The 24,086-nt window shown below is 59.9% G+C and carries 23 protein-coding genes and 6 tRNA genes; 2 read left to right on the top strand and 27 right to left on the bottom strand.

Going from position 1 to position 24,086, the window contains the following annotated elements; all coding sequences use genetic code 11:
- A complete protein-coding gene (locus tag CSV91_RS09205) occupies nucleotides 1-696 on the bottom strand; it encodes a response regulator transcription factor (RefSeq protein ID WP_099432635.1) in 696 nt (231 codons plus the stop codon).
- Between the two features lie 197 nt (nucleotides 697-893).
- Between CSV91_RS09205 and CSV91_RS09200 the strand changes: the two genes are divergently transcribed.
- Nucleotides 894-2,234, top strand: a complete 1,341-nt coding sequence (locus tag CSV91_RS09200; RefSeq protein WP_157758021.1) for a D-alanyl-D-alanine carboxypeptidase family protein — start codon at nucleotides 894-896, stop codon at nucleotides 2,232-2,234.
- Between the two features lie 132 nt (nucleotides 2,235-2,366).
- Here the strand turns inward: CSV91_RS09200 and CSV91_RS09195 are convergent.
- The 7 genes from CSV91_RS09195 to serS form a co-directional block, all read right to left on the bottom strand.
- Nucleotides 2,367-2,457, bottom strand: a tRNA-Ser gene (locus CSV91_RS09195).
- Nucleotides 2,458-2,549: 92 nt separating this feature from the next.
- Nucleotides 2,550-4,991, bottom strand: a complete 2,442-nt coding sequence (locus tag CSV91_RS09190) for a tetratricopeptide repeat protein (RefSeq protein WP_147579408.1) — start codon at nucleotides 4,989-4,991, stop codon at nucleotides 2,550-2,552.
- Between the two features lie 544 nt (nucleotides 4,992-5,535).
- Nucleotides 5,536-5,612, bottom strand: a tRNA-Arg gene (locus CSV91_RS09185).
- Between the two features lie 156 nt (nucleotides 5,613-5,768).
- Nucleotides 5,769-5,845 (bottom strand) — tRNA-Arg (locus CSV91_RS09180).
- 355 nt (nucleotides 5,846-6,200) lie between these two features.
- Nucleotides 6,201-6,277, bottom strand: a tRNA-Arg gene (locus tag CSV91_RS09175).
- A 77-nt stretch (nucleotides 6,278-6,354) separates the two neighbouring features.
- Nucleotides 6,355-6,732, bottom strand: coding sequence for a hypothetical protein (locus CSV91_RS09170; protein WP_099432632.1), 378 nt, complete (start codon nucleotides 6,730-6,732; stop codon nucleotides 6,355-6,357).
- 173 nt (nucleotides 6,733-6,905) lie between these two features.
- Entirely contained in the window at nucleotides 6,906-8,189 is a 1,284-nt protein-coding gene (serS, locus tag CSV91_RS09165; RefSeq protein ID WP_022094532.1) for a serine--tRNA ligase, read from the bottom strand.
- A 111-nt stretch (nucleotides 8,190-8,300) separates the two neighbouring features.
- Here serS and CSV91_RS10110 point away from each other — a divergent pair, with 111 nt between their 5' ends.
- Nucleotides 8,301-8,474, top strand: coding sequence for a DUF6724 family protein (locus CSV91_RS10110; protein ID WP_006235069.1), 174 nt, complete (start codon nucleotides 8,301-8,303; stop codon nucleotides 8,472-8,474).
- Nucleotides 8,475-8,631: 157 nt separating this feature from the next.
- Here CSV91_RS10110 and proC read toward each other — a convergent pair whose 3' ends face one another.
- The 19 genes from proC to CSV91_RS09070 form a co-directional block, all read right to left on the bottom strand.
- Nucleotides 8,632-9,402, bottom strand: coding sequence for a pyrroline-5-carboxylate reductase (proC, locus tag CSV91_RS09160; protein WP_099432631.1), 771 nt, complete (start codon nucleotides 9,400-9,402; stop codon nucleotides 8,632-8,634).
- Nucleotides 9,403-9,475: 73 nt separating this feature from the next.
- Nucleotides 9,476-9,946, bottom strand: a complete 471-nt coding sequence (gene rlmH / locus CSV91_RS09155; RefSeq protein ID WP_099432630.1) for a 23S rRNA (pseudouridine(1915)-N(3))-methyltransferase RlmH — start codon at nucleotides 9,944-9,946, stop codon at nucleotides 9,476-9,478.
- 6 nt (nucleotides 9,947-9,952) lie between these two features.
- On the bottom strand, nucleotides 9,953-10,891 hold the full coding sequence (locus CSV91_RS09150) for an SPFH domain-containing protein (protein ID WP_022094529.1): 939 nt from the start codon (nucleotides 10,889-10,891) through the stop codon (nucleotides 9,953-9,955).
- 383 nt (nucleotides 10,892-11,274) lie between these two features.
- Nucleotides 11,275-12,393, bottom strand: a complete 1,119-nt coding sequence (locus CSV91_RS09145; protein ID WP_099432629.1) for an IS1249 family transposase — start codon at nucleotides 12,391-12,393, stop codon at nucleotides 11,275-11,277.
- Between the two features lie 248 nt (nucleotides 12,394-12,641).
- Nucleotides 12,642-12,728, bottom strand: a tRNA-Leu gene (locus CSV91_RS09140).
- Between the two features lie 43 nt (nucleotides 12,729-12,771).
- Nucleotides 12,772-13,689, bottom strand: coding sequence for a TatD family hydrolase (locus CSV91_RS09135; protein ID WP_099432628.1), 918 nt, complete (start codon nucleotides 13,687-13,689; stop codon nucleotides 12,772-12,774).
- On the bottom strand, nucleotides 13,679-14,539 hold the full coding sequence (rsmA, locus tag CSV91_RS09130) for a 16S rRNA (adenine(1518)-N(6)/adenine(1519)-N(6))-dimethyltransferase RsmA (protein ID WP_099432627.1): 861 nt from the start codon (nucleotides 14,537-14,539) through the stop codon (nucleotides 13,679-13,681). Before rsmA ends, CSV91_RS09135 begins: the two co-directional genes overlap by 11 nt.
- Before the next feature lie 107 nt (nucleotides 14,540-14,646).
- Nucleotides 14,647-16,248: a methionine--tRNA ligase gene (gene metG, locus CSV91_RS09125; protein ID WP_055285920.1), complete on the bottom strand. Its 1,602-nt coding sequence runs from the start codon at nucleotides 16,246-16,248 to the stop codon at nucleotides 14,647-14,649.
- Nucleotides 16,249-16,317: 69 nt separating this feature from the next.
- A complete protein-coding gene (gene rsmI / locus CSV91_RS09120; protein ID WP_099432626.1) occupies nucleotides 16,318-17,196 on the bottom strand; it encodes a 16S rRNA (cytidine(1402)-2'-O)-methyltransferase in 879 nt (292 codons plus the stop codon).
- Between the two features lie 6 nt (nucleotides 17,197-17,202).
- Nucleotides 17,203-18,264 (bottom strand): glycoside hydrolase family 5 protein, encoded by a 1,062-nt coding sequence (locus tag CSV91_RS09115; protein WP_099432625.1) that lies wholly within the window; start codon nucleotides 18,262-18,264, stop codon nucleotides 17,203-17,205.
- A 600-nt stretch (nucleotides 18,265-18,864) separates the two neighbouring features.
- Nucleotides 18,865-18,937 (bottom strand) — tRNA-Phe (locus tag CSV91_RS09110).
- Between the two features lie 123 nt (nucleotides 18,938-19,060).
- Nucleotides 19,061-19,345, bottom strand: coding sequence for a ribbon-helix-helix domain-containing protein (locus CSV91_RS09105; RefSeq protein ID WP_099432624.1), 285 nt, complete (start codon nucleotides 19,343-19,345; stop codon nucleotides 19,061-19,063).
- Between the two features lie 325 nt (nucleotides 19,346-19,670).
- Entirely contained in the window at nucleotides 19,671-20,030 is a 360-nt protein-coding gene (locus CSV91_RS09095; protein ID WP_232512976.1) for a DUF192 domain-containing protein, read from the bottom strand.
- The gene (locus CSV91_RS09090; RefSeq protein ID WP_099432621.1) at nucleotides 20,027-20,503 is read right to left on the bottom strand and encodes a hypothetical protein; all 477 of its coding nucleotides are present in this window, start codon (nucleotides 20,501-20,503) and stop codon (nucleotides 20,027-20,029) included. Before CSV91_RS09090 ends, CSV91_RS09095 begins: the two co-directional genes overlap by 4 nt.
- Nucleotides 20,503-22,563, bottom strand: coding sequence for a hypothetical protein (locus tag CSV91_RS09085; RefSeq protein WP_099432620.1), 2,061 nt, complete (start codon nucleotides 22,561-22,563; stop codon nucleotides 20,503-20,505). The genes CSV91_RS09090 and CSV91_RS09085 overlap by 1 nt, the downstream gene beginning before the upstream one ends.
- A gap of 64 nt (nucleotides 22,564-22,627) precedes the next feature.
- Nucleotides 22,628-23,164, bottom strand: coding sequence for a TadE/TadG family type IV pilus assembly protein (locus CSV91_RS09080; RefSeq protein ID WP_099432619.1), 537 nt, complete (start codon nucleotides 23,162-23,164; stop codon nucleotides 22,628-22,630).
- Nucleotides 23,100-23,318 carry a hypothetical protein gene (locus tag CSV91_RS10065; RefSeq protein ID WP_147579407.1) on the bottom strand — a complete coding sequence of 73 codons (219 nt, stop codon included), beginning with the start codon at nucleotides 23,316-23,318 and terminating at the stop codon, nucleotides 23,100-23,102. Before CSV91_RS10065 ends, CSV91_RS09080 begins: the two co-directional genes overlap by 65 nt.
- A gap of 1 nt (nucleotide 23,319) precedes the next feature.
- Entirely contained in the window at nucleotides 23,320-23,883 is a 564-nt protein-coding gene (locus CSV91_RS09075) for a hypothetical protein (RefSeq protein WP_147579406.1), read from the bottom strand.
- Entirely contained in the window at nucleotides 23,847-24,080 is a 234-nt protein-coding gene (locus CSV91_RS09070) for a hypothetical protein (RefSeq protein WP_006235091.1), read from the bottom strand. The genes CSV91_RS09075 and CSV91_RS09070 overlap by 37 nt, the downstream gene beginning before the upstream one ends.
- Nucleotides 24,081-24,086 lie beyond the last annotated feature (6 nt).

The raw sequence follows: 24,086 nt of genomic DNA, 5'->3' as shown, positions 1-24,086 counted from the left end.
CTATTCGATTATGTAGCCGACGCCCCAGACGTTTTTGATAAAGCGCGGCTTTTGTGCGTCGTCGCCGATCTTTTCGCGCAGGTGGCGAATGTGCACCATCACCGTATTGTTGGAGCCGGGCATAAAGTCCTCGTTCCACACCGCGCGGAACAGGTCCTCCACGGCCGCCACGCTGCCGCGATGCTCGACCAGATACAGCAAGATGGAATACTCGATGGGCGTGAGGCGAACCGGTGAACCGTCCACTGTCACGGAACGAGCATCGCGGTTGATCTCCAGGCCGTCGAGCTGAATGGTCGGCGACTCGGCCGCCTGTGCACGGCTACCGTAGCTGGTGTAGCGGCGAAGTTGAGCGTGCACGCGCGCGATGAGCTCCAGCGGACGGAACGGCTTAACCACGTAATCGTCCGCGCCAAGCGAAAGGCCCTCGATCTTGTCTTGCTGGGCATCGCGCGCCGTCAGCATGATCACGGGATAGGTATGGCTGGAACGGATTGTACGCAGCAGCTCAAACCCATCGATATCGGGCAGCATGACATCCAGCAGCGCCAGATCGAACTCCTGCTCCAAGATTGCCTTGGCGGCATCGGCCCCGCTATAGGCAATCTGGACATCAAAGCCCTCTTTTGTAAGGTAGATACCAACCAAGTCGGCGATGGCCTTTTCGTCATCAACTACCAAAATGCGCTCGTTCATGCGTGCTCCTCTCGCGCTCCATTATGCCCGAGGCGACGCATGCCACACACAACAAGCGTGGGTGATTAAGTCGGCCTTAAGCACCCTTGTGCCCGTTCGGGCGCGGATGTGGGCCACGCACGCACGCGATGATCGCCGACGCCGGCAAACGATATACTCTAGTTCCAGAAGAGACCATCCCGTCGAAAGCGAAATCCGTGAAGTCCCTCACCTCTTTTGCAAAGCGCTCAGCCCAGCTTGCCGCCGGCTTTGTCTGCGCTATCGCCCTTGCCGCTGGCGTGCCCACCGTCGCCGGCGCCCAAGTGCTCACGACCGACAATGTTTGCGGCAAAACCGCCGATGCGCGCGGCATCACGGCCGAAAACCTGCCCGATATCGATGCGACCAATGCCCTCGTCATGGGCAAAGACGGCACCGTCTACTATGCCCGTGGCGCCGATGAGCAGGTCAAGATCGCCTCGATCACCAAGGTCATGACCGCGATCCTAACCGTCGAGAATTGCAAGATGGACGAGAAGGTCACGGTAAGCAACGCCGCAGCCACCGTGGGTAATTCGACCGCCGGCTTGCTCGAAGGCGACGAGCTTACCGTGGAGCAGGCACTGCGCGGCCTGATGATTCCCTCGGGCAACGACGCCGCCATCGTGCTCGCCGAATATGTGGGCAAGAAGATCGACCCTAAGACCAAAGACGCCGAGGCCACATTTGTGAAGGCCATGAACGAGCGCGCTAAGAAGCTCGGCTGCACCGGTACGCTTTTTGAAAACCCGCATGGTCTGGACTTTGATGAGTGGGCTGGCGATATGCACTCAACCGCACATGACGTGGCGCTGATGATGCAGGAGGCCATGAAAAACGACACGATCCGCGAGGTCGTAGCGAGCGAGGATTCCTGGATCGAGGTCACGGGCGCCGACGGCACCGACCATTCGCATTCCATGGACACGCATAACTATTTGCTGGGCCAAGATGGCAACATTGGCGGCAAGACCGGCACCACCGACGACGCGGGCTACTGCTTCACGAGCGCCTACAACCGCGACGGCGACGAGATCTACACCGTCGTTTTGAACTCCACCACCACCGACCAGCGCTTTACCGATACCGCCACCCTTGCCAACTGGTACTACGGCCACAAGGTGACGGTCGCAATCGCCAACACACAGGAAAAGACCGCCAACGGCAACCCGCTTATGGCGCGCATTGGCCAAACCGACTGGACGGATAAGACGATCGACGCCACACTCGCCGATCCCACGGCGCAAGCGACCGTGTTTTCCCTTGCCGGCGAGGTGACCGAAAAGGTTAGCTACGACGATCTTTCGGGCACGGTGCATGTGGGCGACAAGGTGGGTAGCGTCACGCTCAAGCAGGACGGCACCAAGATCGCCGTCATGGACCTAGTTGCCGACGAGGAAGGCGCAGGGCCGAATCCCATTGAATGGCTGCTCGTGAAGCTCGATCGCTTGGGCCGTCGCATCGACAACCGCCCACTCACGGCAGAAAGCGAGACCGTCGCCAAGGCGCCCGAGGTGTAGGGCGCAAGAATAATAAGCCCACTGAAAGGAGGCGTCCGAAAGGATGCCTCCTTTTTTTGAGGGTTCGAATCCCCAGCCTCCTTTCTCCGCACAAAAAAGGGCCCCAAATGGGACCCTTCTTTCAAGTCATACTGGCGGAGAGCTGGGGATTCGAACCCCAGATGCCCTTTTGGGGCATACTCGCTTAGCAGGCGAGCACCTTCGGCCTCTCGGTCAGCTCTCCGTAACAGCCGTTCTATAGTAACCAAACAGCCAAGGATGGGCAAGAGGAAATTTTCTAATTGCCTAGCATCCTTTCCTCCTTGGAGGCTTCGCCTACCCCAGCGAGCGGTTGAAGGAGCCGAGCTCGTCGTTGCCCATGGTGCGCCACATTTGGAAGATGCAACCGCGTGCCAGGAAAAAGAAGCCGTTGTCGACCAGTTGAACAGCGGCATCTGCAAGCTGATTCGTCACGGCGGACACTGGCGGCAGCTCGAGTCCAGCCTTGCGGATGGTCTCGACCGCTTCCTCGAACGTCGGAGGCTCGCTGACGCCCATCTCGTTCATAAGGCCCTGCATTTCTTCCAGCGCGCTGCTGCCCGATTCCTCACCGCGCGGCACCAGACGGTAACAAGCCAGCGCCAGGTCGAGCTGATCGCAATTCCAATAGGCAAACGCCAAGCGGTAGAACAGGTAGCCAATTGCAGAACGATCGCTGGCAATACGTAGGCCGTGGCGCGCCACCTCGATAATCTCGTCAAAGCGCTCCAGACGCGCAAGCACGTTGATGAGCGCAAAGTGCGATTGCATGGACGAGCGCGCCAGATCGTAAAGATGGCGCACCTCGGGCAGTGCTCGTTCAAAGTCCTCTTGCTCGGCGTAAAAGCTGCAAATCTCGTGCTGGGCAAAGTACAGCGCATCGGGCGCACGAAGGATCCGCACCGAGCGGTCTTCTTCCAACACCGGTAGCACCATGCGCACCAGCTGGTTATCGCAAAACTGCGTTTGAACCGGACCTGTCGCCAAAAGCTCGGCGACGGCGCACTTAGCCTCCAACTCCTCGACAAGACGGGAAAAGCCTTCAAAAGCACCTGTACGGTCGACTTTTGCCTGCTCGCGCAATTCAACAACACGGGCCACGTATGGGTCGTCGTCCTCTTCCATGACCTCCAACTCGTCAGCCGTATCGGCAAGCAGCAGATTGCGCAGCGCCGGCGGCAGCGTGCGATGGTCATCACGCGGACGAGCATGAACCTCCGCAGGCTCAATCGTCTCCGGAGCGGTTGACTCATACGCCTCAAGCACACGCTTGCACGGCATATCGTCCATGTCCATGCTCTCAAGATCCTTGGCGACAGGCACGCAATCGGCCAGATAGGCCGCACGCCCAAAGAAATACGTTGCGACAACGCGCTCGCCCTGCTCACTGTCGGTAGCAGCAATCTGCACATAGCAGCGCGTGATGCAGGTGCCCGCGGCAAAACACGCTGCCGCAAGCGTGAGTGCCACGCGCGCATCGTGCTCCGCGGCCCAGATCGCCCGCGTGTCCTCGTCCAGCTCGCGCCAGGCGTCATCCTGAGCGTCGTATTCACGTTGCGGCATGGCATCAACGACAGACTGCCCAAACCGAACGAGCATAATCCCCTCGGCAACGTTTGCCCGATAGGTATAGTCGAGCCGCGTGACCACGTTGAGCGCCTCAACGATTCGCGCAAAACGGGTGCGCACGTCCCACTCGCCGCCCGGCTGGCAAGCCACCGTACCCGGCTTGCCCCACGGGTTATCGCTCGAAGCCGTATCGAGCAGTCGGGGAACATCGTTGGTCGTCTTGGCGATATGCCACGCATCAAAGAGCGCGCAGCCCTCAAGGCTCGGCGAGGATGCCGTAGGGACCAATCCGGCCCCGATGCGCTCAAGGATGCCGGAGAGGCGGTTGAGACGGCACTCGACGGCAAGCAGCATGTCAATCTCGTCCTGGTCCAGCAGGCTACGATCAAAATTGAGATAGAAAATCTTTGAGCGATCAATGCGAGCCAGGCTCATCTCGGACTTGGCAGCGATGGTGCGCAGGCGGGGCAAGTCAATTTCGCTCATAAGGGCGGCGGCATAGCGCTCGATACCGCTCGGATTCTCGGCATGGTCAACGCGGTAAAGCAGCGTCTCGATAGCATCGGGGAGCGGTGCCGTGTTAAAGCCCAAAAACACCTCGACCGGCTCGGGCAACTTTACGAGCTTGATCTTGTCGACTACGTTTTGCATACCCTCGTCGAGTCCGCCGGCGTCCGCCGTGTTCACAATAGCGCTTTCGGAGTTGGCAAATATCACGTAGCGCAAGAACATCGAGGCCATGAACTCGCCGTAAGGAAGGGCGCGGGTCGAATTCCATGTCTCGTGGTCGGACTGCTCGCGCATGGGGCCTTCGGGAGAGCCGGCAGTTTGCGCACACGCGCGCATTGCACCGTTGGCTTCCCTTACCATAATCTCACCAATACTGGAATCCGACTCGTCAAGGACCAGTTCCATGTCGGGATCGTTGGGCAGCGGAGCCTCGCAGACGGGGCGGTCCACCTTGTACACCTCACCCGAAACGCTTACGTAGCCCAAAAGCGACACATGACTTTTGCCAACGAATTCGACGACATAACAAGATTCATGCTGGTCCTCGCCAAAGAGTTTCCAGACCACGCCATATGAGCGCCCCGCAGGCTGCTCGGGCATCGCCGGAAAGCGCTTTTTGGGATCGAGAAACCTGAGCCTGTATGTCGGACGCTCTGCCACGAAATATCACCCTGATCGGTCGTTGAGAGAAGGAGTGGTCGCGGACGGGCCGCGACACCTACTCGGAATCTTACACGAGTCGACAGGAAATCGTCCCTTTGGACGAAAGCACTCAAGCTGGCGTAAAAGAAAAGCCCCCGTTGCCGGGAGCTTTAATCTCAAATGGTGCGGCGTATAGGATTCCGCGCATCCGCTGCGCGGATCCGCACCGGCTTCGCCCGCCTGCCGGCGCGCTCGCCCGCGGGCTAAAAACGCTCCGCGTTTTCTTTACGCCCGCGCCTCGACCGAGGTTCGAATCCATGCGGTGGCGGCATAAAAGAAAAGCCCCCGTCGCCGGAGGCTTTCAATTTCAATTGGTGCGGCGTATAGGATTCCGCGCATCCGCTGCGCGGATCCGCACCGGCTTCGCCCGCCTGCCGGCGTGCTCGCCCGCGGGCTAAAAACGCTCCGCGTTTTCTTTACGCCCGCGCCTCGACCGAGGTTCGAATCAATGCGGTGTTTACGTAAAAGAAAAGCCCCCGTTGCCGGGAGCTTTAATCTCAAATGGTGCGGCGTATAGGATTCGAACCTATGACGTTCTGATTCGTAGTCAGACCCTCTATCCAGCTGAGGTAACGCCGCGACTTGTTGATTATTATGCACATGGACTGAATAATCGTCAAGCGTTTTTCAAAAAAAGTTATTGAATTTGATTTTTACTCATTTGGAGGGCTTGGCGCGATCTTCGACGCATCGCGATATAAGAAAAGCCCCCGTTTCCGGAGGCTTAAACTCAATTGGTGCGGCGTATAGGATTCGAACCTATGACGTTCTGATTCGTAGTCAGACCCTCTATCCAGCTGAGGTAACGCCGCAACGCACGGATTATTATGCACGTGACCCCTCGATGGGTCAAGCGACAATTTGGAAAAATTTTACGAAGTGATGATTAAGACGCTCGCGCCTCAACCGAGGTTCGTATCAATGCATGGTTTCCGAAAAAGAAAAGCCCCCGTTGCCGGAGGCTTTCAATTTCAATTGGTGCGGCGTATAGGATTCCGCGCATCCGCTGCGCGGATCCGCACCGGCTTCGCCCGCCTGCCGGCGGACTCGCCCGCGGGCTAAAAACGCTCCGCGTTTTCTTTACGCCCGCGCCTCGACCGAGGTTCGAATCCAGGCAGTGTTGCCATAAAAGAAAAGCCCCCGTTGCCGGAGGCTTTCAATTTCAATTGGTGCGGCGTATAGGATTCGAACCTATGACGTTCTGATTCGTAGTCAGACCCTCTATCCAGCTGAGGTAACGCCGCAGCGCAAGACATATAAAACCACTTTAGCTTATTGGAGTCAAGCACAATCTCAAACTTTTTTGTGAAACGCAGTTTTGTCATGCTGCTCCGCACATACCGACGTTCCCCGTACGATCGATTGGCTTTTCGATCACGTCAAACTTAGCATCAAGTTCCCTCAGGAGCGATCTCACCCGCTGGGCACAGTCATAATCGGCAAACGAGATGCTCAGCATGCGCGCGACCTGGTTGGAAGTCCCAACTCCATAGAAGTGCTCCAGCGCCACAAGCCCCTCGTGCGTCACAAAGGTCTCGACCACATGCGGCGACTCCTCAAAGCACCATTGGGTCAACGGGCCCTCGCTCGCCTGCCGAACCACCAGGCCACCCATGCCAGACGGCTCACACGTTACAAGCAGGTACTCCCCGCCCTCGTCGCTCTCAAACAAAACCACCCGATCATCAAACAACTCCATCGCGTCCCCTTTCTCTCGCTCTTATTTAGCAAAAGCATAGCAGGTAGATGGCTGTATACAGAACAGTTGTTCGTGTGTTTTCTATTGAGCTGTCCGCACGGCATGGTATGGACCTGCGCACGAAATAGGGCGCCCCCGAAGGAGCGCCCTTGCATATCCCCTATGCAGCCAACTTACGCGACCGGCTCGATCTTCTCGAGACCGCCCATGTAAGGACGCAGGACCTCGGGGATCGTGATGGTGCCGTCGGCGTTCTGGTAGTTCTCCAGAATGGCGGCCATGGTGCGGCCGGCCGGCAGGCCGGAACCGTTGAGAGTGTGCAGGTAGCGCGAACCCTTGAAGTTCTCGGGGTCGCGATACTTGATGTTGGCGCGGCGAGCCTGGAAGTCACCGCAGTTGGAGCAGGAGCTGATCTCCTTGTAGGCGTTGTAGCTCGGCAGCCAGACCTCGACGTCGTAGGTCTGACGGGCAGAGAAGCCCAAGTCGCCGGTGCACAGGCTAATCACGCGATACGGAAGGCCCAGCTGCTGCAGCAGGTACTCGGCCTCGGCGGTCATGCTCTCGAGCTCATCGTCGGACTCCTCCGGCTTAGCGAACTTGACCATCTCGACCTTGTCGAACTCGTGCTGACGGATGATGCCGCGGGTGTCGCGACCGGCGGAACCGGCCTCCTCGCGGAAGCAGGGGGTGAAGGCGGTGTAGCGGCGCGGCAGGGTGTCGGCGTCGAGGACCTCGCCGGCGTGCAGGTTGGTGAGCACGACCTCGGCGGTGGGGATCAGGAAGTTGTCGCCCGAGACGTGGTAGGCGTCGTCCTCGAACTTGGGCAGCTGACCCGTGCCAAACATGGTCTGACGCTTGACGACGATGGGCGGCCACCACTCCTTAAAACCACGGCTGGTGTGCGTATCGAGGAAGAAGTTGATGAGGGCGCGCTCCAGGCGGGCGCCAGCGCCACCGAGAACGGTAAAACGGCTGCCGGAGAGCTTGTTGCCGCGCTCGAAGTCGAGGATGTCCAGATCGGTGCCCAGATCCCAGTGCGGCTTAAAGTCGAAGTCGAACTCGCGCGGGGTGCCCCAACGACGGCGCTCAATGTTCTCGTCCTCGTCCTTGCCGTACGGCGTGGCCTCGCAAGGAATGTTGGGCAGGTGAGCCATGAAGTCGTACTGCTCCTGCTCGAGGGCGGTACGGCGCTCGGCCAGACCGTCAATCTTCTCGTTGACGGCGCGCACGGCCTCCTTGGCGGCCTCGGCCTCGTCCTTCTTGCCCTCCTTCATCAGGGCGCCGATCTTCTTGGACTCGGCATTGCGCGTAGCCTGGAGCTCCTCGACCTCGGTGATGACGGCACGACGCTCGTCGTCGAGCTCAAAGAACTTCTCGCGATCCCAAGACGTCTGGCGGTTAGCCATGGCGACATCGATGGCATCGGGGTTCTCGCGAACAAACTTGATATCAAGCATTAGATCCTCCGGCGATATACATTCCATTTAGGTTGCAACCTTGTACATGTATGGGCAAGTATATACTTATGAGCGTTTACGACCCAACTCAACTACGCAAGAAGGCACCCAATGGACGCAGTTTTTTCCTTTTTGTTTGGCACCCGCACCGGTTTTGCCATCCTTTTCGCCGGCGGCATCCTGTTATTTGCGATTCTTGCCTTTGTAATGGAGAAGCGTACCCATAAGATGTACGTCGACCGCGGACCCAAGTCCGAGGATGAGGAAGACAGCTTCTGGGACTAACCTGCCAAAAAGGGACAGGTTTATTTTGGTCGGTTTTATCTGGGCAAACGCAAGCGCCCCGCAACTGGAATTGAGCCAGTTGCGGGGCGCTTTTCGCTAAAAGGACAAAACCGCAGAAAAAACCTGCCAAAATAAACCTGTCCCTTTTTGGTCGGTTTTACTGGAGAGTTGCGTCGATTGCCTTGACCAGGGCGCTGCGCATGCCGGCATCCTCGAGCGCAACGACGCCCTTGATGGTGGCACCACCGGGCGAGCATACGGCATCCTTCATCGCCGCAGGATGCTGGCCAGTTGCAAGCTGCAACTTTGCCGTACCCAGCACCATCTGGCTCACAATGCGATAGGCATCGGCACGCGGGATACCGTGCTTGACCGCCGCATCGCCCAGGGCCTCGATTGCCAATGCGACAAATGCCGGAGCGCAACCACCCACCGTGCCGCCCACAAACAGCAGGCTCGTATCGAGCTCGACCACCGTGCCAAGCTTTCCGAGCAGATCGAGCACCGTGGCACGCTGCTCATCGCTAAGCGTGGAAGCCTTCTCGCAGACGATGACGCCCTCGCCCACCGAAACCGGTGTGTTGGGCACCGTCGAGATATGCGCGACGCCCGGCAGGATCTGCTCCCACTTGGCACTGTCCCAAGTCCAGGCAACCGACAGAACGACCTTTTTGGCAAGAGCATCCTTGAGCGGGGCGAATACCTTCTCGATCATGTACGGTTTGACCGCAGCGACCACGATATCGGATGCGGCGACCACCTCGGCGACATCGTGGCAGGCGACCATGCCGCGCGCCTCGCAGCGCTCAACCAGTGCGTCGTAGCGACCCGCGCAGGCGCACATGTCGCTCGCAGCTACACCGGCAGCGATCCAGCCATCGGCCATAGCGCTCGCCATATTGCCAAAACCGACAAATCCAATCTTCATATCGCATAGTCCTTTCAGACACATTCCTCAAAACGAAAGGTATTGTCCCACGCCATTGTTTCGTATTGCCGACCTATTTGTGATACGGCTCGCCACGACTGATCTTGCAGGCACGGTAAATCTGCTCTAGCAGCACCACACGCGCCAGGTTATGCGGCAAGGTAATGCGTCCAAAGCTGAGCATCTCGTCGGCGCGGGCGCGCACGTCATCGCTCACGCCGTCCGATCCGCCAATCACAAAGGCGATGTCGCTGTTACCACGCAGCATAAGATCATCGAGCCGCGCCGAAAACTCCTCGCTCGAGCGCTCTTTACCCTCAATGGCCAGCAGGATCACATGCGCTCGAGACGGCAAGGCAGCAAGAATCGCTGCCCCCTCCTTGTCGCGCGCGGCATCCACGCCGCCCGCCTTAGCCGGGTCGATATCGGCCACCTCGCGGATATCAACCTTGGCATAGGCACCCAAGCGCTTGGTGTACTCAGCGCACGCGTCCTTCCAAAAGCGCTCCTTGAGCTTACCGACACAAACGACGGTGTATTTCACGCGTGTCTACTCCTTTGACTCGTTCTGAACCTTACCGGCAGCCAGCATCTGCTCGAACATAGAGGCCGACTGCGAAAAGTCGCTCGGCAGCACGACCGTCGAGGTTTTACCCGTGCGAGCGAACTCCGTCATCATCTCGGACCACTGCGTAAACATGAACAGTTGGTTGGCCTCGTCATTGCCGACACCCGTCTCCTGGATGATCTCGAGCGAATCTTTGATACCCAGCGCGATGGCCTTGCGCTGGTTGGCGATGCCCTCGCCCGCCTTTTCCATAGCCTCAGCCTCGGCGGTCGCCTCGGTGACGCGCTTGATGCGGTCTGCCTCAGCGAGCTCCTGTGCCGCAGCGCGCTTGCGCTGGGCGGCGTTGATGTCGTTCATGGAGTTCTCGACCTCGGTCGGCAGTGCGATTTTGGTGATGAGCGTCGAGACGAGGGTGAAGCCGTAGGCGGCCATCTGCTCGGAAACGGTAGCGTTGACATCCTTGGCGATGTCATCCTTCTTGGCAAAGACCTCATCGAGTGTGTAGACGGGAATCGAAGAGCGCAGGGCGTCGGTGATGAAGTCACGCATCTGGTCGACGGGCTCCTGCAGCATGTAGTAGCTCTTGTAGATACCCGAATCCGCCGGGCCGGCGCCCATGTCATAGCTCACGTGGTACTGAGCAGAGACCTCAAGGCCGATGGTCACGTTGTCCTGGGTCTTAACGTCGATGCCAAAACCGTTTTTCATGGTGCGCAGGCTCACCGTGGCGGCCTTGCGGTCGATCACGGGCACCTTCATGTGGAAGCCCGCGTTGACGATGCGGTTAAACTTGCCCAGGCGCTCGATGATCACGGCATGCTGTTGTTCAACGACATAGCAGGCGTTGGGAAGCAGTAGCAACAGAATGATGATGGGAATCAAAAGGCTGGTAAGGGCGGCGATGATACCGGACAACAGCATGGTCTCTCCTCTGATAGGCACACGTTGGGACTAGGATACCCGCACGAAGCAGCTGTGTGACACCAACAAGAGGACCCGTGGTCAAAAAAGGCCAAATATGAGTACTGTTACCAGTTTAGTAACAGCGTATTTGGGTCAAAATCGCCTCGTTGAACCCGAGATCTATCGAAATTACTTCATTTTGTCTCAAGGTTGAGCCAAATTAGCGTACATCTGTTGCGTAAAATGAGCAAAAATGGCTTCATGGAATGTCTCTATTTTCATGTCAGTACTCATATTTGCCACTTTTTGACCACAGGGGCATCTACCGCGCGAAATCGATATGTCAAATCTGGGCTTATAGGACAAAATGTGTGTCCCGATAGAACACCCGTTTCCATCCATTAATCCAGCCAGAACGGGTACGGGTCCCTGTGGTGGAGGTCCTCCCACACTGCCCTGTCGCCCCACTCCGGCCCTCCGTCGTCACGCGACGGCGAGGCGGAGTAGACGCTGAACAGGAAGTCGATGTCCGCGTCGGTCGGCATCGTGGCGAGCTTCTCGCGCGCCGTCCTCGCGTCCCCCGAGTGCGCGTGGCACCACCAGAATACCGCCTTCACGCGCTTGACCGACGTCAGCCCCCGGTGGTTGCGCAGGACGGCCCTCAGCTGCGAGTTCACCCCTCCCTCGATCATGTTGTTGGTCGACGGCAGCGGGCCGGCCTTGGCCAGGGCGGGGTCGAGGTAGGTGAACAGCGTCCCCGCCGACACCAGCGACGACAGCGACGAGCGCGCCCGCCTCAGCCTCTCGTGGGTGTAGACCCTCCTGCCGTCCACCACGGTCCTGTCCTCCAGGAAGTCGGCCCAGAACCCGCACCAGTCGAGGTAGCGCTCGACCCAGAGCTCGGCCTGGTGCAGCGTCTCGATGCCCATGAGGTCGCGCGCGATGAGGTAGAGCTCGCGCCCCGCCTGGAGCTTCGGCCGCGTCGTCGTGTAGCGCTTGACCTGCGAGAAGGCGTGGAAGGTGCACCTCTGGACCCTGGTGCGCGGCCAGGTCTCGCGCACGGCCTTGGCGAACCCGCTCCCGCCGTCGGTGACGACCACCTCGGGCGCCGGGATCGGCGACATGAGGGCCGACCACGCCCTCGAGTTCTCCGACCTCGCCATGTACCAGGAGACCACCCTCTCGCCGCTGCAGCATATGAGCACGACGAGGTCGCGCGCGACCCAGATCCCGTCGACGTGGAGCACGCGGTGCAGCTCGCCGTCGGGGACGGGCATGGGCCAGACCTCCCAGAACTCGGCCGTCCTGCGCCTGAAGGACCGTCCGCCGCCCGGCATCGCCGCCTGGGAGTCCTTGGAGAGGAGCCACCCGAGGAACTCGTCCAGCCTCGTCGCCGTGTCGTCGTACCTCACCGTCGTCGACGCGCCGCAGGCCGTGCACCTCCACCGCTGGGACCCCGATGAGGTCCTGCCGTTGCGCTTGGTCCGACCGCCGCAGTAGGGGCAATAAACGGCCTTCATGGGCACCTCTTCCGAAAGGGTATTTAACGGTTCCGGAAAAGGTTATCTACCTGCGGGAACGATAGGCAACCGGACACACATTCTGTCCGAGCGGTTAAAAGTGGGCACGGAATTTAAACGGCTGAAAAAGGGGCATCGACCTGCGCCGATGCCCCCAACGTGGACACACATTTTGTCCTATAAGCCCAAATCTGCCAAAAACGGCCCATAACAAAAAAGCTCCCATTGCTGGGAGCTCTTTCATTCAATGGTGCGGGCGAAAGGACTTGAACCTTCATGGGGTTGCCCCCATACGGACCTGAACCGTACGCGTCTGCCAATTCCGCCACGCCCGCGTGCAGGAATTAGAATAACGGAGCGCCACCGCGAACGCAAGAACTATTTTTGAAAAAGTTTGCAGGCATTTTCCCAAGCGGCTTGCGCGATTGTTTCGGCGTCCTCACCTGTGCGATCGACACGGTCGTTAACCAGCGCGTTTGCCGTAATGGAGATCATTGCGGGCTCGCATTCAAGACCGCGGATGGGCTCCGGAGCCATATACGGGCAATCAGTCTCGAACAAAATTCGATCGAGTGGGGTTGCCGCAAATGCCTCACGCACATCGTCGTTGCGCTTAAAGGTGGCCGCACCACCATAGGCGATATAGCAGCCCAGCTCCACAAAGCGCTCCATCGTGGCGCGGTCCTCGCCAAAGCAGTGCAGCACACAACCGGCCTGGGGCACGCCCACCTCACGAAGCACGTTGTAGGCGTCCACGTGCGAGGTGCGCTCCCGGTCCGTGTCCTCGTGACGCAGATGCAGCTCCACCGGCACGTTACGGCACACGGCAAGCTCGAGCTGGCGCGCCATGCAGTCAATCTGCACGTTATGGGGTGCCGGCGCGATATCGTCGTCATAGTCCATGTGGTAGTCCAGGCCGATTTCGCCAATACCGGCGCACAAGGGATCATCGAGTGCGGCAACGACCTGTGCGTGAACGTCGTCGGTATAGTCCGGCGCGCCATACGGATGCACGCCGGCAAGATACTTGATCTGCGGGATATCCTGCATCGGCAGAATCTCGCGCGTCAGCCAGTCGCTATAGTCCGTCACGCTGCGTTTGTCAGCGATGGGGTCGAACATCGTCACCAACAGGTCGACGCCCGCCGCCTTGGCACGCACGAGCGTCTCAGGCACATCCTTGCCCCAGAACGAAAGCAGATGCGCATGCGTGTCGGCAAGCGGTGCCAAGGGCACGGGACAAGCAACCGTCTTCTTTTTCTTGGTAAACGTCACACGTTCGGCATTAGGCATCATGGATTAGCTCCTGGGCCAGACGGACAAAGTCAGCAACATCAAGCGTCTCGGCGCGCGTGGTGGGTGCAATACCGCAAGCCTCAAAAGCGGCATCGAGCACGTCCTTGGCAAAGCCGTTGGCGCTCATGGAATTGCGGATGGTCTTGCGACGCTGAGCAAATGCAGCATCAATCACGCGGGCCACAAATTCGCGATCGAGCCCCTCGGGCACCACGCTGTCAACACGGTCGATACGCACGACGGCCGAGTCCACGTGCGGCGCCGGCATAAAGCAACGCGGCGGCACCTCAAAGCGACCCGTCACCTGCGCGTACAGGCCGAGTTTTGCCGTGTAGCCGCCATAGGTCTTGTTGCCCGGCACTGCGGCAATGCGATCGGCAACCTCCTTTTGCACCATGACGACGGCGCGCTTGAGCGCGGGCATCGTCTGGAAGAACTGCAGGATGATTGTCGCCGCCACGTTATAGGGCAAGTTCGCGACAAATACCGTCGGCTCACCGCCGGCGGCCTGCTCAATCTGCTCCGGCGTCACCTTAAGCGCGTCGCCCATGATAAAGCGGAAGTTGGCGTAGTCGGCGGCGTGAGCATCGAGCACCGGCTCGAGCTCGGGATCGGCCTCGATCGACGTGACGCACGCCGCCTCCTGCAACAGCGCAAGCGTGAGCGTACCAACGCCCGGACCAACCTCGAGCACGCGCTCATCGCCTGCAAGCTCGGCAAGCTCGCAAATCCGCTCAATTACATGGTTGTCGATCAGGAAGTTCTGGCCCAGGCGATGCTTGGTCGCAAGGCCAAACTCCTCCAGCAGCTCCCTGGTGGCCGTGGGGTTTGCCAAAGGCGAAGTTGTCATGGTTGCCTCCTTAGCATGATGGCGGCGTCTTGAAACAAAAGGGCATGGACCGTGGCGGCCATGCCCTTACAGCTAAACAGCAAATTGCCGATATGGCGCGCTGCGTCTTAGCCCAGACGCGGGAACAGCGGCTCGCCCTTCTCGACAGGCTGACCACCGGCAAGCAGGCCCCAAGCGCAAATGCCCTTGAGGTCGTCGGTCGCGGCCTCGTCCTCGCAGGACAGGCGGCGCAGGGCCTCGGCAGAGGTCTGAGGCATGAGCGGCATCAGCAGGTGGGCGGCAATGCGGATGGCCTCGAGCAGGTTGTAGATCACAAACGCCAGCTCGTCAGCCTTGGCCTCGTCCTTGGCAAGTGCCCAAGGCTCAGAGTCCTCGATGTAGTGGTTGGCGGCATGGATGAGCTCCATGACCTCGTCCTTGGCTCCGCCGTAATCGAGCACGTCCATCTTGGCCATGTAGCGCTCGACCAGACCATCGGCGATCTTTGCCAGCGGGTTGTCGAACGCATCGAACGATGCGGGCTTGGCGGGCGCGCAACCATCAAAATACTTGCCGCTCATGTTGAGCGAACGCGAGATGAGGTTGCCCCAGCTGTTGGCCAGGTCGGCGTTGTAGACCTGCTCCATGCGGTCGAAGCTGATGGCACCGTCGGTGCCGGGGACGACGTCGGTCATGAAGTAGTAGCGATAGCCCTCGACGCCCAGCATGTCGATAACGTCCTGCGGAGCGATGGCGTTGCCGCGGCTCTTGGACATCTTCTCGGCCTTGCCAGTCTCGGCATTGCGCACGGTCAGGAAGCCGTGGGCAAAGACGTGCTCGGGCAGGGCCTCGCCGATGGCCATGAGCATGGCAGGCCAAATGACGCAGTGGAAGCGGATGATGTCCTTGCCCACGATGTGGAACTGCGCGGGCCAGCGATAGGCCAGCTCGGCACGCGCCTCGTCGGTGTCGACACCGTAGCCGACGGCCGTCATATAGTTGAGCAGCGCATCGAACCACACGTAGGTCACGTGACCCTCGTCAAACGGGACCTGAATGCCCCAGTCAAAGCTCGTACGGCTCACGGAAAGGTCGTTAAGGCCGCCCTCGACAAAGCTGCGAACCTCGTTCATGCGGAACGCAGGCTCGACAAAGTCGGGATGCTCGTCATAGAGCTTAAGCAGCTTGTCCTGGAAGGCGGAAAGCTTGAAGAAGTAGGACTCCTCCTGCACGCGCTCAAGCGGACGGTGGCAGTCGGGGCACAGGTGCTGGCCGACGCTGCCGTACTCCTCGTCGCCCTTCTGGACCTGCGTATCGGTAAAGTAGGTCTCGTCAGGCACGCAATACCAGCCGTCGTAGCTGCCCTTATACAGGTAGCCGGACTCCTTCATGCGCTCCCACAGGTACTGCACGGCATGATGTTGGCGCGGCTCGGTGGTGCGGATGAAGTCGTCGTTGGAAATCTCGAGCTTGCTCCAAAGCTCCTTGAAGTGCGGGGCCTGGCTATCGGTCCACTCCTGCGGCGTCATGTTGTGCTTGGCTGCGGCCTCGGCGACCTTCTCGCCGTGCTCGTCCATGCCGGTCAGGAACTTGACGTTATAGCCGGCGGAGCGGCGATAGCGAGCCTGAACGTCGGCGATGATGGTGGAATAAGCCGTGCCCAGGTGCGGATCGGCGTTGACGTAGTAGATGGGCGTCGTGATAAAGAACGAAGGCTTGCTTTGATCCATGGGGTTTGTCCTCCAGAAAAACGTTGCATACAGAGGATGATTCTAGCGCAAGGGCTGGATATCCTCCATCTATTGCATATCGAGCACCATGGCATAGACATCGCGCTTGCGGCGCGAATACTTCTGAGACAGGCGCTTGGCCACCGCAGACGCGGGCTCCCCCTCCTCGAGCGCGGCGCGGATATCCTCGCGCAGGGCCTCGTCGGGATCCGCTGCCGCGGCGCCAACCGGCGCGATACCGGCCTCTTCGTCCTCGCTCGGCGGCGCGATGACCAGCGCAATCTCGCCCTTTACCTCGCCGCGAGCACACAGCTCCTCGGCAAGCTGGGCGGCGGGCCCGCGCAAGACCTCCTCGTGCAGCTTGGTGAGTTCGCGGCAGACGGCAACCTCACGCTGGGGAAAGACCTCCGCCACGGCCTCGAGCGTCGCCACGATGCGATGTGGAGACTCGTAGAAGATGAGTGCGCCGGGCACCACGGCAAGGCGCTGTAAACGGCGCACGCGGTCGCCGTGCTTTCGGCCCAAAAAGCCCTCGAAGAAAAAATGCTCGCAGGGAATGCCGGACGAAACGAGCGCCGTGACGCAAGCAGAAGGCCCGGGAATAACTTCGACGGGCACATCGGCCTCACGCGCCGCCTCGACCAGCGCCTGGCCGGGATCGGACACGCTCGGCATGCCGGCGTCCGAGGCAAAGGCGAGGGTCTCCCCCGCCAGCAGACGGTCGACCAGGCCGGCGGCGCGGTTGGCGATCACATTCTCGTCGCAACGGACAAGCGGCTTGGAAATGCCCAGGTGCATCAGCAGCTTTGACGTCACACGCGTGTCTTCGCAGCAGATGACATCGGCAGCGGCAAAGGCTTCGCCAACGCGCGGGGACAGGTCGCCCAGGTTGCCGATGGGCGTGCCGACCACATAGAGTTTGCCCGTATGGGCGCTGTTTTGCGTCATATCAACCTATTCAATCATGCCGCGCTCGAGCGTACCGAGCGCCGCGCGGGCGTCCCATGCTGCAATGCGCTTCTCGGTCTTCCACGTTTGGAAGAACCAACCGGCAGCCGGCGCAAACGAAGCCAGCTGATTGGCGATAAACACGCGCTCGTAGGCATTGCGGCCTTCGGGCGTAACCGACGAGTTGGCAAAAATCGCCGCGCCCGACCATTCGCCCACCAGCACGGGGAACCCAGTCGAAATCGCTTCTTTAAGCTCGCGCTTGTTACGGGAAATCGCCGTCGTCAGCCCGCGGGGGCTCGTGATATCGAGCGCATACTCGTCGCGGTAATGGTACAGGTGAAGGTCCATGTAGACGTTCTTGTACTTGGCGCCGCGCATAAAATGCTTCCACTCGCTGGGATGCCCCGAAGACGAAAAGACGACGATCTTATCCTCGGGCATATACGAACGGACGAGCTCGTAGGCATCGCGATAGAAATTGCGCAGGTAGTGAGCCGGAATGCCATCCGTCATGGCAAAGAGACTCTTGCGGACACTCATCTGCGGCGTATCCAGCAGCTCAATGCCCAGCAGGCTCTCGGCCTCGCCGTAACGCTCGGCCAAGCGCTCGAGCACGTCGAGTGCGACATGGCGGCCGTTAGTGGACGAATGCCACTCGGCAACAGCCTCCGGCGTGGCGGGCGAATCGTTGGAATCGCCCTGGCCACCGGGCACAGTTGCCAGGTCAAGCAGCACGCGAATGTTGTACTTGGCAGCCCACTCAATCGCGCGGTCGATGTAATCGACAACCGAGATGTAGGAGGCATCGGACTCCTGTGAGCCAAAGGCATACCAAGGCACCGGCAGGCGCACGGCGTTGAGACCGATCTGCGCCATGCGACGGAAATCATCCTCGCTCACAAACGTCTCGTAATGACGGCGCATGCGCTCGTTATAGGCGGCGGTGCCCATGGCCTCCTGCAGCTCGGCCGCATTGGATGCACCGGTCGCCGCGTATAGCGACGGGGTCACCCAAGGCTCGGGAATAAACCAGCCAGAGAGATTAACGCCGAGTATCCTCTCCATCACTGCCCCCTTCGGATCGTGCAGGCCGAGCCTGCATCGTATTGCATAGGAAAAGTATCGTTTTGAGTATACCCGCGCGTGCGGACAGACGACCGAACGGTCTGTAAAGTGGCGCAAAAGCGGGAGGAATGTCTGAGCGGGCCCGAGATGGCGCGCCGAGATGTGCACGCACGTCGGAAGTACGCGCCGGAAAGCGCATCCCGTTCTGAGCGCGGGATCTGGGACGCAGTTTCCGCCAAAGACCGCAAAAGGAAAGCACATCCCATTCTGACGCCGGATTCCGGGTCGCGCTTTCCCAAGCGGCCTCAAAGCGGAAAACGCATCCCACTCTGAAGCCAAATTCCGGGACGCAGTTTCGCAGAGCCCTCGATAAAAGAAAAGGACCCCTTTGCAGAGGTCCTAGTCAATTCAAGGTGGCGGGGAAGGGAATCGCGTCCGCGCGCTGCGCGGACGGACCGCTGTGGCGCTTACGCGCCTTGCGAGCTGCGCTGGCAAACGCTTACGCGTTTACTCAGCTCCGCGCCCTCACGGGGTTCGATTCCATGTGGGGGCTGTATAAAAGAAAAGGACCCCTTTGCAGAGGTCCTAGTCAATTCAAGGTGGCGGGGAAGGGAATCGAACCCCTGACACGAGGATTTTCAGTCCTCTGCTCTACCAACTGAGCTACCCAGCCATTTGAGGTGTGCCTTGTTTCAAGGCTTGATTAGTATAACCAAGGACGCGTTCCGGTCAACCGAGAATTTTAAAAAAGTTTTTGAGCACAGCCTCGGTTCTATAAATCGGCACGTCAGAGGCATCAGCCGGCAGCAAGAAGTTTTTCGCTCAGAGCCGCACGGGCAAACTCACTTGGCGTCATCCCCTCGGCAGCCGCCCGTCGACGAATGGCCTCCTTCATTCCCAGAGGAATCTTGACCGACAGCGTTGCCGTCCCCTCACCTGAGAGCGGGGGCCGTCCACGCACGATCCCACCAACGGTGTGTTCGCCATCCGGAAACTCTCCGCGCTCGTACGACTCGCACCACGCGTCAATCATTTCATCCGTTACAACCTGACCATTAGCGGCCGTATACGTCTTGCCCATCATCGACCCCTCTGCCGAGCTCGCTCGATCTCTTGCCAGAATTTCTTCTGAACCGGAGACAGGGCATGAATAATGAGCCATCCACGAATTAGTTCGACCGCAACAAGTTCCACACTTCGACCATCTGGAAGCCATCCAATGGCAAGCCATCTCGGCGGCTCGTCCTCCGACTCGCGGCGAATGCACTCAGTAACCGCGAACCAGGCACCAAGCACCTGCTTTTCCGTCAAGTGTTTTTTTGGCGTTCGGATGGATCTCAACATCCATGCATCTTCTCCTCCATCTTACCAAATTTCGTATGACGAAAGTCCGCTGTCGCCAATTCTTACGCCGGCACTTGTTGGAGGGCGGGAGGTATAGCGAGTATGGAAGGCCGCTCCAGTACTGCCCAGGCGCCTGGGTGGGAGCACGTGCGCCAGGGGCGAACGTTTTCGCAGCAAGCAAGGACATTGCCGTTGCGATCGATAAAGGCGATGTCGATGGGATAGGTCATAAGGCAGGTGTGAACCGAGAAGCAGCGCGGAAACGCCATGACAAACGGCAGTCCGCTGGCGGCAATCGGACGCCGTCCCAGCATGCCGCGCAGACGCACGGTAAACGACTCCGCCACCACAAACTCGGCCGGCGTCCAGCCCAACCTGTTGAGCGCCCGCGCGTAGGCGATATAGGACGAGACCGCGGTCACATGACCACCCCCGGACGCCATGGATCGACCGTCACCGCGCGCTCATGCGTGAGCACGGCCGGCGCCCCCAGCGAAACGCCGGCGATGCTCAGCGAACTCGGCCACGGCTCGTAGTGCATGGTGCAGGTATAGGTCCTAAACGTGCCAGAAAGAGAGAGCAGGCCACCATCCGATGACGCCGCGCCTTGCTCGCTCGAGACCTCAACCTGTAGGTCATATCTCTCCATGGCATCCTGAATCTGAGCTTGAACGGTCGCGGAAGCGTCAATGGAGCTCTCGTCACCCTCCCCGCCCGGCGCCACGGCGTGCGCCAGCACGATGTCGGGCACCACGCGGTCGAAGCGCGCGACCGCGCCGGCAAAGATCATAACGTTGTACGCGACGAGAGCCAGCACGAGCAGGACAGGCGTGACCACGGCCATCTCGACCGTCGCCTGGGCACGCTCCTCGCGCAAGCCCGCGCGAATGCCCATTACGACCCACCGCCAAAAGCTCCCACCAGCGTGGCAACATCGACAGTGAGCGGGATGGAGCCGCCTCCCGGCAGCGGGATCTCCGCAAGCGTGAACACCGCGCCGCTGATGGTGCGCTCGACGTGATATTCCAAGGCCTCGCAAAGTGCCTTGGGGTCAGTCACGCCCAAGGGGATTTTTCGCAGGGTATTTTGAGTTTTGGAGATGCCCGCGATATCGGACCCCGGACTTTTGATGACATTGGCGGTATCGGTCAGCACCGGTTTTCGCAGACGTAAATCGCATGGTTCGAGTCCCAGCGCCGCCACGGAGGACGAGACGGTGTCACCGAGCCAGGACGCGATGGAACCCAACGCGCCGCCACCCCCTCCCAAGCCACCGATCAGCTCTCCCATAAGCTCGTCGGCCGCACCCTGGATGTCTCCGTACCCCACAAGCAGGCGGCCCCAAACATCCATAACGCCATCGAGCACGCCGGCAACGCCGCCCGAACGCTCCTCCAGCGTCGAGAAAAACCGCGAGAGAACGTTATTCTGTGCCGTCGCATCATCGGGCGCCAGCACTGCAGCAGAAATTGCACCACGATCGCCAAGCTCAACTGCCGTGTTAAACGAAGAGTTGAGCTCGTCGGGACTCGTGACATCGCCCGAGACCGCAAAGGCGACCACGCCGTTGCGACCGGGCGGGGCGATGCGCGGACGCTCACCGGATAGTTCTTTGATGGCGGTATCGAACGCATTGCCCGCACGGTCGGCTTCGTCCTCGGTCTGACGCTCGAGCTCAAGCTCCTTGTTGCGACAGTCGACGTAGTCCTCCAGGGCGTCTTTAAACTTGTCAAAGTGATACTCGAAGCCGTTTTCGATAGAGGTTGAAGGCGCCGCAACAGCACCAAGCGACGAAACGCCAAAATGGCATTTGCTGCATTTATCTTGCCCATCGTAATCGGCAACCGAAGCAAATCCGCTCGGCGTTCCTTTCTTATAGCTAGGGCAGGTCGTCCCGTAATGCAGATACGCCTTGCCATCGTTCACGCTCGTCGGCCACACCGCATCGGTATAGAGTTCCGTCGCCCGAACCTCATCAGAGTTGCGCGGCAGCAGCGGAATATAGGAGGAAACCCTGTCTCCGTTCTCGGTTATATATGCCCGATCGACTTCCGCGCTCGCATAGGTATAAAACGCCTTACGCGCCGCAGACTCTGCCTTCATCTCGACACTCGAGCCTTGGGGCTTCTCATTTGCCAGACGCCGATGGTAGTAGTCCTTCGAGCGATCAAGAGCAACTTGAGGCTCCCACGTAATGCTCGATGAGTAATGCGGATTATGAACACCGGAGAGATCCGTTAGGCTTTTTGCGCGCTCCCACATACACGAACAGCTGCCGACCGAACCTTTATCCGATCCACCGCAATCCGCTAGCCAGGCGCGCTCTTTGGCCTTCGCCGTCTCCTCCGATGCTTTTTGTAGCTCCTCGGCCGCGCGCTCCAGATCTTCCGACGCATCTTTAATGGCATCGGTCGAGATTTCGGATCCTTCGAGCGCAACAAAATCCGACTCGGATGTCCTGGGCACGGCAAGCGCCGTACCGGTATAGGTCACGCCGTCGGTATCCTGCGCCGATACTGCCTGCATGGCACGCGCGGCAACCAGGTACGGCAAGGCGGTCTCAATCTTTTGCAGGCCCTTTGCCGCGCTTTTGGCAAACTTGTTACGCGTTTTAATGATCTGGGTTCCCGTATCGATGATATCGCTACCGACAACCTCGGCGCCTGGAATGAGAATGGCAACCAAGCCGGTGCCGATCGTGGCAAACCCCGCCAGGCCCAAACTCAAAATGCTCGCATCCACCACCGTGGCGGCTGTGTGATAGGACGACACCACGTTGGCGCCCGCCAGCGCACCGCTATCGGCCGCCACCTGGGTGTCTCCGGCGCGTGACATGCTCCATATCGCCGCGGTCGACGAAAACAGCAACGTGAGCACCACTAGGATGACCACGGCAGAGGAAAGCGTGGTGTAGGCACCGTCTTCGATAAACAGGTCGATACCGGCTCGACCCATAAAGCCGCCTCGCTTGCGATGGCAGCTCGGACGGCGCGTCAAAACGCGTCTAGACCAGAAACGCTTAATCCCATGCAGCAATCCACGAACCATAATCTCCCTCCAGCCATTCGGGACGTGATTGATACGAGACATCGACCTTGAGCTCAACGTAGCCGCCCTCGGCGGTACCACCCATAGCCTGCGCAAACGCACCGATCACAGGTAACGGCTTGACCTCGCCGGAAACGGACACGGACGAGACGCCACCCGCATCGGCCCGACCAAGCTCGATATCCCACGACAACGGCCCGCCGGCATGAAAGATCGAAACGTTGGGCACTGCGGCAAGCCGGCGGCGGGTGAACTCCTTAAGATCGTCGTCCTCCGCCGTCGTCGTGGTCATGAGCCGCGCGGTCTCGGCAGCGGCAGACTCCATGACCGCGCGCGTATAGAGCAGGCACACCGGTTGCAGTGCGAGAAGGATGAGCATCAGAAACGTCGGCAGCAAAAAAGCGGCCTCGACCGTAGACTGCGCCCGGTCCTCGCGCGCGATATCAATACAACGCGATGTCCTTAGCACCCGCAGCGGCGTCGATAACCGACGTCGAGGCAACGCCATGGGATGCCGCCCGCTCGACCAGCGCCGCCAAGCGCCCGTCGGCACCGGCACGCCAAAGCCCCGCGATCGCCAGCACGATGGAAAGCAGCGCCACCGTGACGATGGCGTATTCGACCGTCGCCTGGGCAGATTCCTCGCGCAGGACGTCATGCATTTCACGACCCCTCCTTTGAGTTCGATGCCTGCGGGCTCAGGCGGATCACGCGCAGGCGGCACGAGGCATCGCCGGCATCCGCGGCAACCGTCACCATATCGACCCAGCCGCGCCCATCGCGCACAATGGCGCCCCATACGTTGCCCTTAATATCGAGATAGCCGCTCAGGGCGAGCTGGGCCGTTGGCACCTCGCGGTAGGCGCGTAACATATCCGCCGCTGCCTCGGTCATCGGTCGGTCCTCGGACCATGCAAGCCGGACCGCAATCGCGTTGTCCTCAGGTGAATCCGTCGCAGTGCCAGACCGCTTGTCGAGCGTCCGCAGAAAGGTTTGCGCCGTGACAGCGACATCCGAATCGTCCGCATCTCGCATCTCATCTTTTTGAGACGCCACCGCCGAATCTGAGCCCGAATCGAAGGCGGCCCCAGGACGCTGCTGCCGCGCGGCGTTAAGCCCCCAAAGCACCGCCGCTATCGCCACGGTCAGGCAAGCAAACACCAGCAGCACCCCGATGGGGCGCTCGCCCTCTACAGGCTGTTGATGCCCTCGCTGATAGCGTTCCATAGATCTTGGACCTTGCCCTTAAATGCGACAATGGCAATGATGGCGATCACCACGAGCACGCCGACCAAGATGGCGTATTCGGTGGTGCCCTGCGCACTCTCCTCCTGCAGTAGCTCCCCGGCATGCTGGCGAGCGCGAATTGACTGGCAAACAGCCCAGCTCCAGACCTTGCCAGCAACGTCAGTCATCGTGTTCATGTATTC

The organism is Collinsella aerofaciens (assembly GCF_002736145.1).
Taxonomy (GTDB): domain Bacteria; phylum Actinomycetota; class Coriobacteriia; order Coriobacteriales; family Coriobacteriaceae; genus Collinsella; species Collinsella aerofaciens_A.
This window is presented reverse-complemented; position numbering and strand designations above follow the sequence as displayed.